This is a genomic window from Nonomuraea sp. NPDC050733 (genome assembly GCF_040654215.1).
Classification (GTDB): Bacteria; Actinomycetota; Actinomycetes; order Streptosporangiales; family Streptosporangiaceae; genus Nonomuraea.
The window spans coordinates 13,770-28,538 of sequence record NZ_JBFAHO010000064.1; the positions used below are offsets into that span (position 1 = coordinate 13,770).

The window sequence follows — 14,769 nt, forward strand, 5'->3', positions numbered from 1 at the left end:
GTTAAGTGATCCACAGCCATCTTTACGGCATGCGCTTTCCGATGCAAGACTTTTCGCCGTTTACGGATGCAAATCGCATTTGCACGTGCAGATGATCTAGGAGCGATGGCGTGAGCGCACCAAGTGCGGAAGGGAGCGTCCTCGGCTTCACGCCGGGAAGCCCGACGGTCCTGCGAATCCTGCTGGGCAGCCAGCTGCGCAGACTCCGCACGGAGAAGGGTATCTCGCGGGAGGCCGCCGGGTACGCGATTCGCGCCTCGCACGCCAAGATCAGCCGGTTGGAGCTCGGCCAGGTCAGCTTCAAGGCACGCGACGTGGCCGACCTGCTCACCCTCTACGGGGTCACCGAGGAGGCCGAGCGCGCCCCGCTGCTGAGCCTCGCCCGCCAGGCCAACGCCCAGGGCTGGTGGCACAAGTACGGCGACCTGCTGCCCGCCTGGTTCGAGGTCTACATCGGCCTCGAAGGCGCCGCCTCGGTCATCAGGACGTACGAGAACCAGTTCGTGCCCGGCCTGCTCCAGGCCCCCGGCTACGCCCGCGAGGTCATCAGGCTCGCGCACGACGTCGCGCCGCAGGACGAGATCGAGCGGCGGGTGAGCCTGCGCACCACGCGGCAGCGGAGGCTGACGGGCGAGGGCGCGGTCACGCTGTGGGCGGTGATCGACGAGGCGGTCGTGCGGCGCGCGCTCGGCGGTCCCGAGGTCATGCGCGAGCAGATCGACCACCTGCTGGAGATGACCGGCCTGCGCAACGTGACCGTGCAGGTGATGCCGTTCGAGCGGGGCGGTCACGCGGCGGCCGGCGGGCCGTTCAGCATCCTGCGCTTCCCCGAGCGGGACCTGCCCGACGTGGTCTACATGGAGCAGCTCACCAGCGCCCTCTACCTCGACAAGCCCGCCGAGGCCGAGCACTACATGCGGGTGATGGACCGGCTGAGCATCCAGGCGGAGTCCCCGGCGCGGAGCAGGAAGTTCCTGGAGGAACTGCGCTCGTCGCTGTGATCTCACCCCTGTGACTCACCCCATAGGGGAAATTTGGCCATCAGGTGTATGGCCGGTCTCGCGCTGCCGTAATCTCTGCTCGCAAAGCACGGATGCACGTGCATCTGCAAGCGAGGAGCTTCTTCCATGCATGGGTTCCGCAACGGAACGCCCGCCGGCCACCTCCCCGTCGTGTGGCGGAAGAGCAGGCGGAGCAACCCCAACGGCAACTGCGTCGAGGTGGCCACCCTGCCCACGGGGGAGATCGCGATGCGCAACTCGCGCTTTCCCGACGATCCCGCGCTCGTCTACACGCGCGCCGAGATCACCGCGTTCGTCCTGGGGGCCAAGGACGGGGAGTTCGATGACCTGATCGTCTGATCTGCTCGAACGGGGTCGACGAACGACGAGAGCCCGGCGCCGAGGGAAGGCGCCGGGCTCTTTCGCGTGCTCGGGTTGAGAATCGCGCCTGATCATGCAGTTGTCCCGACCGGGTTCGCCGGGGCCTGGACCTGGGGGGCCTGGCCCCGGTTCATCGGGACAACTGCGGGATCACACGGTGCTCGTGACTGCCGGGCGGGTCAGGCGGCGGAGATGCCGGCGCTGGCGGCGCGGCGCATGCGACGGCGACGCTCGGAGGCGCGCTCGTCCTCGTTGAGGCCGCCCCACGTGCCGTACTTCTCCGGGCGGGAGAGCGCGTAGTCCAGGCACTCGTTGCGGACGGGACACTGCGCGCAGATCGCCTTGGCCTTCCGCTCGCGTACGTCACGCTCGGGCTGGCGCTCTCCGTCGGGGCCGAAGAAGAGCACGAGGTCCTCACCCCGGCACGCGGCATCATCCTGCCAACCCCAGCTGGGGCGCGGGCGGGCGAGCTGCCGACGTACCTGAGACATGAGAAAACCACCTTCGTGAGAGGTATTTCGGTAATTGAGCCGCATTGGACGCTTTCGGCGTCACTGTTCCAACGCAAGGAGGGGCCGTGATGTTCCCATGAGTCAGGTAAGCGCCGGCGTGGCATACCGCACAGGCGAGAGCCTGTCCAGCGAAACCAGCCGGTAGGTGGTGATCGTGTCGGCGCAAGCCGTGCCGCACGGCGCTCGGAACGCCGAGGGCTTGACCACAACCCGGAACCGGACGTCTCCGCAGCTCACGAGGGCCTCGGTGACGTCGCCGTCCGACCTGGAGGATTCCACGGCCACTGCGCCGACAGAGCACTCTCCCGTATGGGCTCGGGCGAAGTGCTCGACGGCTTGCAATGGCTCAGGGATGCCTGCGCGTCCCCGGTAGCGGTCGAGAATGATCTCGCCCGACCGGTACGCGTTAGCCGCTGCGATCGCAGCAGCCTGAGACATGCTGCCGTAGAAAATTCCGTGTGGCAAGCACACGAGGTTGGCGGCGTAGCGATCGCCGCCAACGTGTGACGTTTCCCATACTCTGTCCGGCCACCTGGTGGCCAGGTCACGAGCAAGGGGTAGTCCAATGCGGGCGCAACACGCATTGCGCTTGGCGTGCGTGCAGACCAGAAATACCGGCTCGTCTTCAAGTATGCAGGACTCCGGGACCACTCCGGCCACCAGCGCGTCGAGGTCAAGATCGTCAGGACCTGCGACGACGCCCGAGGCCAGCCACGGTTCCGGGCCCGCGCCGTAGGCGACTAGCACACGCATCCCTTGCCCCGCCGAGCGGGTCCGCCGCCCGGGGCGCCGGATCAGCTGGGGCCTGACGCCGCGCTCCAGGGCCCGCTCGACGAGCCGGGCGACGTCGTCCGGGAGTTCGAGGCTCTCCAGGTGGGAGGGCCACGGGCCGGAGTGCTCGACGAGCAGCCACAGCCGGGCCCCCACGGTGGCGCTGGCCCAGGTGGGCACCGCCCCGCTGTGGCATCCGTCCGGATGTTCGCAGCCCCTGGCCAACGCTCCCCCTCTGTGCGCCCGTACGAGATTAGGTAAGACTAACCTAACGGTAAGGCTCGCCGGATGTGGGGGATCCGCCCGACGTGTCGCCCCGCTTCCGTGTCGCCCCGCTTCCGTGGCGTCCCGGTCTCGCCGTGCTCCCTCGCGAGCGGCCGCGGGCGGCAGCGGGCGGTCACGGGGTGTCCGGCGTCCCGGTGGCGTCTCCGGGGACGTCACCGGCGGCCTCCAGGGTGGCGGCGGCGCGGGCCAGCATGGCGCGGGCGGCGGGCAGGGCGGCGGCGCGGTCGGCCGGGACCAGGCCGATGCGGGTGCGCCGGTCCAGCAGGTCCCCCTCGTCGAGGGCGCCCTCGTGCAGCGCCGACCAGAGCAGCTCGCCCGCCGTGACGCCCTGCCCGACCTCCTCCGGGTGGGCGCGGGCGTACGGCAGCACGGCCGCCGCCTCGCCGCCGTAGCGCTCCACCAGCCGCGCCGGAAGGCGCTCCGTGTCCTGGCCGGTGTCCCGGCGCCGGCGCCGGCCCCAGCCCCTTTCCCGGCCCGCGCCTCGGTCCGCTCCCGGGTCCGTGTCCCCGCCCCCGGGTCCGCCCGGCGCGGTCGGTGTGCTCGGCGCCGGGGTCGCGCCCACGAGCGGCAGGCGGGACGTGCGGCAGGGCCCCGCCTCCAGCCCCGCGACGGACACGACCCGGTCCACGGCGTCCTCGGCCATCCGGCGGTACGTGGTCAGCTTGCCGCCCACGACGGTGACCAGCGCGTCGCCACGCCCGCCTCTCCGGCCCCTCTCGCCGCCCAGCACCGCGTGCCGGCGTGACAGGTCCGCCGTGCCGCCTTCGGCCGCCAGGAGCGGCCTGAGGCCCGCATAGGCGCCCGCCACGGCCTCCCGGGGCAACGGAGCGTCCAGAACCGCGTTGAGGAGGCCGAGCAGCGTCGTGACGTCCTCCTCGGGCGCCTCGGGCACGTCCGGGACGGGACCGTCCACGGGCTCGTCCGTCAGCCCCACGTACGCGCGCCCGTCGGGCTGGGGGAGCAGCAGCGCGAACCGGTTGCCGGCGCCCGGGACCGGCAGGTGCAGCCCCGCCGTGAGCCCCGGCAGCGTGCCCGGCGCGAGCACCAGATGCGTCCCCCGCGACGGCCGCAGCCGCACGCGCGGGTCCAGGCCGCCCGCCCACACGCCCGTCGCGTTGACCACGGCCCTGGCGCGGATCTCGAACTCCTCACCGGTCAGCTCGTCCCGCGCCCGCGCTCCCCGGCCCGTCATCTCCAGGACGCGGCAGCGGGTCAGGATCCGGGCGCCGTGCGCGGCGGCCGTACGCGCGAGGGCCACCACCAGGCGGGCGTCGTCGAGCAGCCGCCCGTCCCACGACAGCAGCCCGCCGCGCAGGCCCTGCGGGCGGAGGAACGGCGCGAGCCGGCGCGTCCGCCGCGCGTCCAGGCGCGACGGGCCGGGCAGCAGCGGCCGGGGCGTGCGGGCGGCGGTCCGCAGCCCGTCGCCGAGCCGGTAGCCCGCCATCACGGCCGTCTCCCGGGCCCGCGAGACGTCGCGGGTCAGGGGCAGCACGTACGGGTGCGCGCGCACCAGGTGCGGCGCCGTGTGCCGCAGCAGGACGCCGCGCTCCACGGCGCTCTCGTAGGCGATGCCCACCTCGCCCCTCGCCAGGTAGCGCAGCCCGCCGTGCACCAGCTTGGAGCTCCACCTGGACGTGCCGAACGCCAGGTCGTGCGCGTCGGCCGCCGCCACCGTCAGACCCCGGGAGGCGGCGTCCAGGGCCGCGCCCGCGCCCGTGGCGCCGAGCCCCACCACGAGCACGTCCACCGTCTCCTCGGCGGTCCGCGCGAGCTCCCGGCTCCTCCTACGGGCGTTGAGCGAGCTGTCCAAGGTATCCCTCCAGCAGGGTCGCGAGCTCGGCGTCGAGGTCGTCCAGGGTCACCGTGTCACTGCCTTCGTCGCGCTCTCCGCCTCCGCCGCCCTGGCCGGAGCCGCCGGAGCCGCCGTCCGGCCCCGAGCCGGGGCCGGGGCCGGTCATGGCGGGCGCGGAGATCAGGAACGACTGGGCGACCAGCAGCACCGCCCGCGCCGCGCGCGGATCGCCGGTGACGCGTTCGAGCACGGCGAGGACGGCGTCGTGGGTGGCGCCCCTGCGGTGCAGCAGGTACGGCAGGAGCAGCTCGGGGTCGGCCTCGACGATCTTGACCCAGAGCGGGTGGGCGCGCAGCCGCCGCACCCCCTCCACCACGGCCGCCACCGGCTCGGACAGGTCCAGGTCCTCCACCGCCCGCAGCCACTCGCGCGTCATCAGGTCGGCCACCAGCGACCGCACGTCCGGCCAGCGCCGGTAGAGCGTCATGCGCGAGACGCCGGCCCGGCGGGCGACGTCGGTGAGCGTGGTGCGCCGCACCCCGTAGGCCAGGACGCAGTCACGCGCCGCGTCCAGAACGCCGTCATTGTGACGGATCAACGTCATGTGTCACAGTGTAGACATGTCCGCTGAACCCATGCTCTGGTCCGGCTGGGGCGACCCCGCCCGCGCCCGCGAGCTGCCCGGCCCGGTCCGCGAGCTGCTGGGCGACCTGCTCGGCGTGCGCGGGCCCGCCGCCCCGGCCGTGCCGCTGGAGTCGGTGCGGCTGCCCGGTTCCGCCCTCGACGGCCGCCTGCTGGAGGCGCTGGCCGGGATCACCGGCGCCGCCCACGTCCACACCTCCCACGAGGCGCGGGTCCGGCACACGCGCGGCAAGTCGACGCCCGACCTGCTGCGCATGCGCGCCGGCGACGCCCTCGACGCGCCCGACGCCGTCGTGCTGCCCGGCTCGCACGCCGAGGTGGCCGCGCTGCTGGAGCTGTGCTCGCGCGAGCGCGTCGCCGTCGTCCCCTTCGGCGGCGGCACCTCGGTCGTGGGCGCTCTCGCCGCCGGCCGGCCCACGACCACGGAAGCCGGCCCGTCCGGGACCGGGACCGGGAACGGGGCCGGGAACGGGGCCGGGAACGGGGGCGGTGGGCGGGCGTTCGCGGGTGTGGTGGCGCTGGACCTGGGGCGGCTGGACCGGCTCGTGGGCCTCGACGCGGAGTCGCGCGTGGCCGAGCTGCAGCCCGGGCTGCGGGCGCCGGAGGCGGAGCGGCTGCTCGCCGAGCACGGCATGACGCTCGGCCATTTCCCCCAGTCGTTCGAGTACGCCACGCTCGGCGGCTTCGCGGCGGCCCGGTCCAGCGGGCAGGCGTCCGCCGGCTACGGCCGCTTCGACGACATGGTGGCCGGGCTGACCGTGGCCACCCCCATCGGCACACTGGAGCTCGGCCGGGCGCCCCGCTCCGCGGCGGGGCCGGACCTGCGGCAGCTCGTCCTCGGCTCCGAGGGCGCGTTCGGCGTCATCACCTCGCTGCGCCTGCGGGTGCGGCCCGCGCCCGCCGAGAAGGTCTACGAGGGCTGGCGCTTCCCGTCGTTCCGCGCGGGCGCCGCCGCGCTGCGCGCGCTCGCCCAGGACGGGCCGCTGCCCACGGTGCTGCGGCTGTCGGACGAGACCGAGACCATGGTCGGCCTGGCCCGGCCGGACGCGCTGGGCGGAGGAGAGACGAGCGGAGGAGAGGCGGGCGGAGGAGAAGCGGGCGGAGGCGGGGCCGGCTGCCTGGTGATCGCCGGCTACGAGGGCGCGTCCGTGGCCGCCGTCCGGGCCGGGGCGGGGGCGGTGCTCGCCCGGCACGGCGGCGAGCCCCTCGGCGAGGAGCCGGGGCGGGCGTGGGAGCGGGGCCGGTACTCGGCGCCGTACCTGCGTGACTCTCTGCTGGCCGCCGGCGCGACCGTGGAGACGCTGGAGACGGCCTGCTTCTGGTCGGGGCTGCCCCGCCTGTACGACGCGGTGCGGCTGGCGCTGCTCGGCGCGCTCGGGTCGCCTCTGGTGATGTGCCACATCTCCCACGTGTACGAGACGGGCGCGTCGCTGTACTTCACCGTGGTGACCGCCCAGCACGGCGACCCGGTGGAGCAGTGGGCGAAGGCCAAGCGGGCCACCCTGGAGGCGATCGCCGGGGCGGGCGGGACCGTGTCGCACCACCACGGCGTCGGCCGCGATCACCTGGAGGCGTACACGGAGGAGCTGGGGCCGGTGGGCGTCGAGGTGCTGCGGGCCGTCAAGGCGCGGCTGGACCCGGAGGGAGTGCTCAACCCCGGCGCGCTGGTGCCCTGACCGGCCCTCCGGCGGGCTCAGGGGGGCGGGTCGATGGCGGCCTCGGCCTCCCGCGCCGTGGCCGCGGCCTCGCCGTACCGGTGCAGCGCCTCGTACGTCTCCGTCAGGGTCCCCAGGCACATCACCAGCGCCGGGCCGCCCAGCGAGCGGGCCAGCGCGGCGGCCTCCAGCGCGTACGGCAGCGCCTCCCCGGGCCGCCCGCGCCCGAGCATCACCCGGGCCGCCGCGCGCAGCGAGCGGACCAGCAGCGGCGTGTGCGCGGCCGGGTCCGCGGCGGCCAGCGCGCGGCTGCGCGCGACCGCCTCCACGACGCAGCGGACCCGCGCCCGGCTCCACCGCCACCGCATGTGCGCGAACGCCAGCAGCCCTTCGACGGCGGCCACCTCCGAGGTGTCCCGCCGGGTCGTATCGTCCGGACCGTTCCGGGCCATGGCAGCCCCTCCCGCGGCCGACAACCGCTTGCTTGGGGCGTGAGGCTACACATGGGAACCTTCCGTGTCGAGAGCGGCACGGAGCGTTCGTGGATGCGCGCCGGAAAGATCACGGTAAAGATATGGTCATGGTGGAAGCGGCGGCCGAACGCGGAAAGCAGCTCTCGTCCCGGGTGTCCGAAGAAGGGGCAGGCTGGGCCTGTTCCCGGATCGGCGCGTTCGACCGGCTGCGCCCGAAGCGGAAGGGCTTCACCTGGCTCGACCCGCGCACACTGTGGCGCTCGCGCAACGAGATCCTGGCCGGGCTGTTCGGCGACCCGTCGCCCGAGGTCCGGGAGCGCTGGGTGCGCGGCCAGCTCGACCGGGGCGCCGACCCCGGCTTCCGCGTCCGGCCCGGCCTGGGCGCCGCCTTCGACTTCATCCTGCTCGGCGACACCGGCGAGGGCGACGCCTCGCAGTACGCGGTCGTGCCCGGCCTGCTGCGGATGGGGCGGGGGACGTCGTTCGCGGTGGTGGCCAGCGACGTCATCTACCCGGCCGGATCGGGCAACGAGTACGGGGACAAGTTCTTCCGCCCGTACCAGGACTACGACGCACCCATCTACGCGATCCCCGGCAACCACGACTGGTACGACGGGCTCGGCGGCTACATGCGGGTCTTCTGCGACGCGCCGCCGCTCAAGCCGGGCCCGGCCGGCGGGCGGCTGCGCGGGCTCCTCTGGCGCAGGCCCGAGACCATCGACGAGTCCCGCCTGGCCGAGGCCCGCAAGCTGCGCTCGCGCCCCTCCCAGCAGGCCGCCGGCCCGGCCGCCCAGCCCGGCCCGTACTGGGCGATCGAGAGCGAGAGCCTGCTCGTCGTCGGCGTCGACACCGGCATCAGGGGCGCCATCGACCGGCGGCAGACCGCCTGGTTACGCGAGGTGTCCCTGGACCCCCGGCCCAAGATCCTCGTCACCGGCAAGCCGATCTACACCCGCAACGAGTACAAACCCTCGCCGCTGGAGGACGGCGGCACGATCGACGACATCGTGCGCGACCCCCGCCACCGCTACGTGGCCGCCATCGGCGGCGACGTGCACAACTACCAGCGCTACCCCGTCCGGGTGGGCGACCGGGTCATCCAGTACGTCGTGTCCGGCGGCGGGGGCGCGTTCATGCACGCCACCCACACCATCGGCCGGGTGGACGTCGCCGGCGTCCACGAGGACGACTTCAAGTGCTACCCGCTGCGCGGCGACTCCCTGTCGTTCTACAGCCAGCTCTACGCCAGGCGGCTGCGCATGAAGTGGCTCTACCTCACGCCGGCCGAGGCGGCCTGCGTCATGTCCGAGCGCATCGGCAACACCCCCGTACGGCCCATCGAGTCGCCGGTACGGATCACGCCACGCGTCAAGTGGGCGGCCCGGCTGCTCGGGTCCTGGCCGTGGCCGCTGCGGCTGCCGGTCGACCGGGTCTTCCACCGCTACCTGTCCGAGCTGTCCGACTGGGACACGCCCCCGTTCTTCAAGCAGTTCCTGCACCTGTCGGTCACGCCGGACACGCTCACCCTCCGCTGCTTCGCCGCCACCGGCTGCCTGGACCAGGAACTGGAGCCACCCCTGGAGGACGAGGTCAGGATCGCTTTGTCTTGACGTAGTCCCCGCACGGAAGTGCGGGGACTTTCGTCCGTGCCGTTGGTGAGGCACCCCGAAGGCTTCCTGTTTCATCGACCAGTGCCTCCGCGAGTGGTGGTCTCACCCGGTCTCCACAGGCGTTTGATCTGTCCGCCCGTCCGGCGGCCAGGATGTTCTTCGCCGCATTGACGTCTCGGTCATGGACGGTCCCACATGGACAGTTCCAAGACCGGACGTTGAGGGGCAGGGACTCGGTCAGAGCCCCGCAGACCCCACACAGCTTCGATGAGGGCCACCAGCGGTCGATCTTGGCGAAGTGCCGCCCGTATCGTTCGGCCTTGTAGGCCAGCATCGTCGTGAAAAGCGACCATCCGGCGTCATGAACGCTTTTCGCCAGCTTGGTGCGTCCAAGGCTGGACACGCACAGGTTCTCCACGTAGACCGCTTGGTTGTCGCGGATGATCTGTGTGGAGAGCTTATGCTCCCAGTCGCGGCGCGTCCCCGATCTTGGGCAGGCGCAGTTTTCCGCTCGCCGTGATACGGAAGGGGGCGTTCCTGGTGAAGCGGATCGTCTGGCGGCTGTCCTTTCGCGAACGCAACCGGGGAGGCGAGACCTTCGGCCCCTTGCGGCGGCCAGTCATTGAGGAGAAGAAGTTGCGATAGGCGCAGTTGAGGTCTGCCAGCGCCTGCTGGGGTACCACCGCCGACACCTCGCCAAGCCACGCCCGCTCTGGCCTTCTTTTGGCCTGCGTGATGATCTGCTTCGACAGGTCTCCATCCGAGATGTACGGCAAGCCGCCCGCGTGTGCTTCGCTCCGGACGCGCAGCCCGTCGTTGAACACCGTTCGCGCGCACCCGAACGCCTTGGCCAGCGCGGTGCGCTGAGCGGCGCTCGGGTAGATCCGGTACCGATAACGAAGCTGCACGAGGTCAAAGGTGCCATGAGCGCGCGCCGAATGTACGAGTGTTCGATGACTTCGGACCCTGGGCTCCCAGCATGCGCATCAGCGGACCGAAAGGGCGGGTGAGGCTTCATCTGCGTCAGGCGGCACTTTCTCCACCATGGCCGGGGCTTTCTGCTTTGTCGTAGGCGCCTGGCACGCTGGGGGGCGTGTACGTGGTGGTGGCGGGGGAGACGGTGCTCCCTGTGGGGTCGTCCGATCGTCCGGGCCGCTCCGGTGATCTCGCGGGGGCCGTGCGGGAGCTGGAGCGGGAGCGGCCCCGCTGGGTGTGGGCCGACGCCCGGGAGGACTACCCGCCGCTCCTGCGCGCCGGGGTGCGCGTCTCCCGCTGTCACGACCTCGCCCTCACCGAGGGACTGCTGCTGGGCTTCGAGGGGCGCTACGGCGAGCCGCGCTCCGCCCGCGCCGCCCACGCCCGCCTGCACGGCCTGCCGGTGCCCGAGGATCGGCCGAGCGAGCCCGACACCCTGTTCGCGCCCGAGCCGCTGGGCGCCGACGCCGTCGCCGAGGTGCTGGCCGACCAGCTGCGCCGCATCGAGGCGCTGCCCGACCCCGGCCGCTTCAGGCTGCTGGTCGCCGCCGAGTCGGCGGGCGCGCTCATCGCCGCCGAGATGGGTCACGACGGCATGCCGTGGCGGCGCGACGTGCACGACGCGCTGCTGACCGACCTGCTCGGGCCGAGACCCGTCCACGGCATGCGGCCCGCCCGGCTCCAGGCGCTGGCCGACGAGGTGTCGGCCGCGTTCGGTCACCCGGTCAACCCCGACTCGGTGCAGCAGCTGGTCAAGGCGTTCAAGGGGGCGGGCGTGGCGCTGAGGAGCACCCGCTCCTGGGAGCTCAAGCAGGTCGACCATCCCGCCGTCGCGCCGCTGCTCGCCTACAAGGAGTTGGCCCGCCTGTTCAGCTTCCACGGCTGGACGTGGGCCGACCAGTGGGTGCGCGACGGGCGGTTCCGCGCCGAGTACGTGGTGGGCGGCGTGGTGTCCGGGCGGTGGGCCACCTCGGGCGGCGGGGCGCTGCAGATCCCCAAGGTGATGCGGCGGGTGGTCGTGGCCGACGAGGGGTGGACCCTGGTCGTGGCCGACGCCGCCCAGCTGGAGCCGCGGGTGCTCGCCGCGATGGCCGGAGACGTGGGGCTCGCCAGGGCGGCGGGCGAGATCGACCTGTACTCCGCCCTGGCCCAGGCGTTCGGCGGTGACCGCGGTCACGCGAAGATCGCGATGCTGTCCGCGATGTACGGCGGCACCAGCGGCGACGCTCCCAAGCTGCTCGCCATGATGCGCCAGCGCTTCCCCCGCGCCTACCAGTTCGTCGAGGACGCCGCCAAGGCGGGCGAGGAGGGGCGGCTGGTGCGCTCCTGGCTGGGCCGCACCTGCCCGCCCCCGTCGGAGCGCTGGCGCGGGCTCGTCTCGGGCCCCGAGGGCGGCCGGGCCGCGCGTGACCGCGGCCGGTTCACCCGCAACTTCGTGGTGCAGGCCACGGCCGCCGAGTGGGCGCTCGCGCTCATGGCGGTGCTGCGCGGGCTGCTGCCGGACCCGGCCAGGCTGGTGTTCTTCCAGCACGACGAGGTGATGGTGCACTGCCCCCTGGAGCAGGCCCAGGAGGTGATCGACGCGGTTGCCGCGGCGGCGGCGGAGGCGACGCGGCTGGTGTTCGGCAGCACGCCGGTGCGCTTCCCGATGGAGGCGGTGGCGGTCGCCTCCTACGCCGACGCCAAGTGACCGCGGCGCGTCCGGGCGTGGGCGACGGCCAGCCACAGTGCCGCCAGCGTCACCATCACGCCCACCACCAGGCCGAGCATCCCGTACGACAGCCCGCCCACGATCGCGCCGGCCACGACCGTGCCCGTGGCGCCGCAGACGTTCATCAGCAGGTCCGACAGGCCCTGGACGGCGGGCCGGCGCTCCACCGGCACCGACTCGCTGAGCAGTGCCGACCCGGCGACCAGCCCGCACGACCAGCCCAGCCCGAGCAGCACCAGCGCGGTGGTGACCTGCCACACGCGGTGCCCGGCCGTGCCCGCCAGGGCCGCGGAGCTCAGCAGCAGCGACATGCCGAGCAGCAGCACCGGCACCTTGCCCGCCTTGTCGGACAGCCAGCCGACCACGGGTGACAGGACGTACATGCCGGCGATGTGCAGGCTGATCACCAGGCCGATGACGTCCAGGTTGGAGCCGTCGTGGTGGAGCTTGACCGGGGTCATCGACATCACCGAGACCATCGCGGTGTGGCTGACCGCGACCATGACGAGCGCCCGCCGGGCCATCGGGGTGGAGCGCAGCGTCTCCCAGGCCGGGCGGATCGTCCGTACGCGACCGGCGGTGACGGGGCGGGCGCCGTCGCGCTCGCGGGCCAGCTTGAGCGGGTCGGGACGCAGCCCGGCCACCACGATGACGAGCGCCAGCGCGAACGCGAGCGCCGCGAACGCGAACGGGCCGGCCTTGTCCGCCAGCCCCGCGTCGACGCCGATCTGGTCGGCGGGCCTGGCCAGGTTGGGACCGGCGACGGAGCCGATCGTGGCGGCCCACACCACGAGCGACAGGTGCCGGGCGGCGTGCCCCTCGGGGGACAGGTCGGTCGCGGAGTAGCGGGCGGCCAGGTTGCCGGCGCTGCCGCCGCCGACGAGGACGAGCCCGGCGAGCAGGAGCGGCCAGTTGCGGATCGAGATGGCGGCGACGGACAGCACGCAGCCGGCGAGCGCGGCCACGTACGCCAGCGACAGGCCCGCCCGCCTTCCGCCCCGCGCGGCCGCCCTGGCCGCCGGCAGCGCCAGCAGCGCCGCGCCGAGCACGGTCGCGGTGCCCGCGAAGCCGCTGACGACCGTCGAGCCGGACAGCTCGTCCACCACCACCGAGCTCAGCGCCAGGCCGACCGCCACGCCCACGCCGCCGACGATCTGCGCGCCGGACAGGACGGCGAGGGTACGACGCTGAATTCCGCGGACATCGTCATGGGGGGAGATCGGGGATCGCGTGGGGGCGCTGGTCACCTGTGAAGTCTCCCATAGCCCACAAGATCCCCTCTAAAGAGGACAAGGCGCCTTTACGGTACGAGGCTCCAGTGCCGGAACGGTCAGAGGAGGGTCACCGGATCACCCTGGGCGAGGGTGCCGCGGTGGTCCGGGATGAGGTTGACGCCGAACCAGACCTTGCCGTCCCACCTGCGGTGGCGGGCGAGGGTGCGCGTGGGCTCCTTGCCCCGGGCGAGCGTCACCGGGTCGATCGTCGTGAACACGCACCGGTCGCAGCCCTTGCTGACCCGGAAGTCGACCTCGCCGATCCGCACCCGCTTCCAGACGTCCTCCGCGAACGGCTCGGACACGCCGTCGATCACCACGTTCGGCCGGAAGCGGCGCATCGACAGCGGCGCCCGGGGCTCCTCGCCCCGCTCGGCGGCCGTCTGCGCCACCCAGTCGTTGAGCTGGTCCAGCGAGGCCGTGGTGGTGAGCAGCAGCGGGTAGGCGTCGGCCAGGCTCACCCGGTCCTCGGGGCGGCCGTACAGGGGATCGACGGGACGGCGGGTGGGGTCGTCCTGCCAGGCCAGCCGGGCGGGCACCCCGATCAGCGCCGACAGCCACGCCGCCGCCTCGTCGCCGCAGTCGGACAGCTCCACGGGGATCTCCCCCATGACCACCCTGACGCGGCCGCCGGCCGTCCCGCGCGGCGGGACCACGCGCAGGGGCGGCGCGTGCGGCCCGGTCAGCGTGAGCGCGTCGGGGCCGAGCTCGGCCACGCAGGTGAGCAGCCGCTCGTGCACACGGCCGGTCAGGATCTCGCCGTCCTCGCCGACGACGAGGTAACGCCGGTCGCCGGCCAGCCCCCACGGCTCGACCACGGCCCGCCGCACCTGGTGGCCGCCGGTGGACTTCACGGGGTAGAAGTGGATGCTCGCCAGCCTCATGCGGTGACCGTACCGCACGGCCCGCGCCGTCCCGCCGGGGCCGTCCCGCCGGGCCGTCCGTGGGGGGTCGGAAGGTCCGGACATCGGGCGGAAGGTCAGGCCGTGGGGCGGAAGGTCTCCAGGAACACCTTGCGGGTCTGGGCCTGGTCGTCCCAGGTCAGCTCGGGCATGTCAAAGGTGATCTTGAACGCCGACTTGTCGTCGATCGTGACGTACCGGGTCAGCGCGTGCATCGGGACGCCGTTGGAGCGCGTGTACGTGTACTCCCAGTCCGCGGCCTTCCACGTGCGGAACTGCGTGGCCTGCAGCTGCACCTGGATGTAGCCCTCGACGCCGCCGTCCGACTCGGCCCGGCCCAGCTCGGCCAGGCCGCCGTCCGGCTGCGACGACGCGGGCTCGACCACGATCCGCATGCCCGAGTCCTTCGGCCCCGCGAACGTCGTGCCGTCCCCGGACGTGGCCGGCTTCCACGCGGCGGGCACGGCTGCCTTGAACCCCGGCGGCGTGTGCTCCTTGTAGCCCTCCGGCACGGTGACCGCCGGGAGCGGCGCGGCCGTGGCGGCGGGCTCCGAGGCACCCCCCGGGGTCGCGGCCGAGGACCGGGTGGCCGCGGGCGAGTCCGTGCCGGAGCCCGGCGCGAGCACGATGACGGCCGCCGTGACGGCGCCGGCGGCCGCGACGGCGGCCACGATGAGGCGGGGCGTCGGCCGTCCGCCGCGGATCCACGCGCCCTGGTCGGCCTCCGGCTGCCGCCTGCCCCTGGCCGGCCGCGCGCCGGCGCCGGTCGCGGGGCTCGGGCGGCC

12 protein-coding genes and 2 pseudogenes are annotated in these 14,769 nt (G+C 73.4%); 5 read left to right on the forward strand and 9 right to left on the reverse strand.

Annotated features, from left to right (window positions below; all coding sequences use genetic code 11):
• The first annotated feature begins 110 nt into the window (after nucleotides 1-110).
• Nucleotides 111-1,001 carry a helix-turn-helix transcriptional regulator gene (locus tag AB0H64_RS43025; RefSeq protein WP_357637209.1) on the forward strand — a complete coding sequence of 297 codons (891 nt, stop codon included), beginning with the start codon at nucleotides 111-113 and terminating at the stop codon, nucleotides 999-1,001.
• Nucleotides 1,002-1,127: 126 nt separating this feature from the next.
• Complete coding sequence (locus tag AB0H64_RS43030; protein WP_310716885.1) at nucleotides 1,128-1,361, forward strand: DUF397 domain-containing protein; 234 nt, start codon at nucleotides 1,128-1,130, stop codon at nucleotides 1,359-1,361.
• Between the two features lie 200 nt (nucleotides 1,362-1,561).
• Here the strand turns inward: AB0H64_RS43030 and AB0H64_RS43035 are convergent, their stop codons facing one another.
• The 4 genes from AB0H64_RS43035 to AB0H64_RS43050 all read right to left on the reverse strand — a co-directional run bounded on the left by AB0H64_RS43035 (nucleotide 1,562) and on the right by AB0H64_RS43050 (nucleotide 5,346).
• Nucleotides 1,562-1,873, reverse strand: a complete 312-nt coding sequence (locus AB0H64_RS43035; RefSeq protein WP_080036407.1) for a WhiB family transcriptional regulator — start codon at nucleotides 1,871-1,873, stop codon at nucleotides 1,562-1,564.
• A 102-nt stretch (nucleotides 1,874-1,975) separates the two neighbouring features.
• A complete protein-coding gene (locus AB0H64_RS43040) occupies nucleotides 1,976-2,845 on the reverse strand; it encodes a sucrase ferredoxin (protein WP_357637213.1) in 870 nt (289 codons plus the stop codon).
• A gap of 217 nt (nucleotides 2,846-3,062) precedes the next feature.
• Nucleotides 3,063-4,760: a glycerol-3-phosphate dehydrogenase/oxidase gene (locus tag AB0H64_RS43045; RefSeq protein WP_357637216.1), complete on the reverse strand. Its 1,698-nt coding sequence runs from the start codon at nucleotides 4,758-4,760 to the stop codon at nucleotides 3,063-3,065.
• Nucleotides 4,735-5,346, reverse strand: coding sequence for a helix-turn-helix domain-containing protein (locus AB0H64_RS43050; RefSeq protein WP_357637218.1), 612 nt, complete (start codon nucleotides 5,344-5,346; stop codon nucleotides 4,735-4,737). Before AB0H64_RS43050 ends, AB0H64_RS43045 begins: the two co-directional genes overlap by 26 nt.
• Before the next feature lie 16 nt (nucleotides 5,347-5,362).
• On the opposite strand from AB0H64_RS43050, the gene AB0H64_RS43055 reads away from it, so the two are divergent.
• The gene (locus AB0H64_RS43055) at nucleotides 5,363-7,060 is read left to right on the forward strand and encodes an FAD-binding oxidoreductase (RefSeq protein WP_357637220.1); all 1,698 of its coding nucleotides are present in this window, start codon (nucleotides 5,363-5,365) and stop codon (nucleotides 7,058-7,060) included.
• Nucleotides 7,061-7,077: 17 nt separating this feature from the next.
• Here AB0H64_RS43055 and AB0H64_RS43060 read toward each other — a convergent pair whose 3' ends face one another.
• A complete protein-coding gene (locus tag AB0H64_RS43060) occupies nucleotides 7,078-7,491 on the reverse strand; it encodes a hypothetical protein (protein ID WP_357637223.1) in 414 nt (137 codons plus the stop codon).
• A 122-nt stretch (nucleotides 7,492-7,613) separates the two neighbouring features.
• On the opposite strand from AB0H64_RS43060, the gene AB0H64_RS43065 reads away from it, so the two are divergent.
• Nucleotides 7,614-9,122 (forward strand): metallophosphoesterase, encoded by a 1,509-nt coding sequence (locus tag AB0H64_RS43065; RefSeq protein ID WP_357637225.1) that lies wholly within the window; start codon nucleotides 7,614-7,616, stop codon nucleotides 9,120-9,122.
• Here the strand turns inward: AB0H64_RS43065 and AB0H64_RS43070 are convergent.
• Nucleotides 9,103-10,030: pseudogene (locus AB0H64_RS43070) on the reverse strand (RNA-guided endonuclease TnpB family protein). The gene AB0H64_RS43065 and the pseudogene AB0H64_RS43070 overlap by 20 nt on opposite strands.
• 194 nt (nucleotides 10,031-10,224) lie before the next feature.
• Between AB0H64_RS43070 and AB0H64_RS43075 the strand changes: the two are divergent.
• A complete protein-coding gene (locus AB0H64_RS43075) occupies nucleotides 10,225-11,787 on the forward strand; it encodes a bifunctional 3'-5' exonuclease/DNA polymerase (protein WP_357637232.1) in 1,563 nt (520 codons plus the stop codon).
• Here AB0H64_RS43075 and AB0H64_RS43080 read toward each other — a convergent pair.
• The 3 genes and pseudogenes from AB0H64_RS43080 to AB0H64_RS43090 all read right to left on the reverse strand — a co-directional run.
• Nucleotides 11,769-13,055: an MFS transporter gene (locus tag AB0H64_RS43080; RefSeq protein ID WP_357637227.1), complete on the reverse strand. Its 1,287-nt coding sequence runs from the start codon at nucleotides 13,053-13,055 to the stop codon at nucleotides 11,769-11,771. The two genes, AB0H64_RS43075 and AB0H64_RS43080, sit on opposite strands and share 19 nt — an antisense overlap.
• Nucleotides 13,056-13,138: 83 nt before the next feature.
• Nucleotides 13,139-13,966, reverse strand: a complete 828-nt coding sequence (locus tag AB0H64_RS43085) for an MOSC N-terminal beta barrel domain-containing protein (RefSeq protein WP_357637230.1) — start codon at nucleotides 13,964-13,966, stop codon at nucleotides 13,139-13,141.
• 95 nt (nucleotides 13,967-14,061) lie between these two features.
• Nucleotides 14,062-14,769 (reverse strand): annotated as a pseudogene (locus AB0H64_RS43090) (hypothetical protein); the annotation flags it as partial.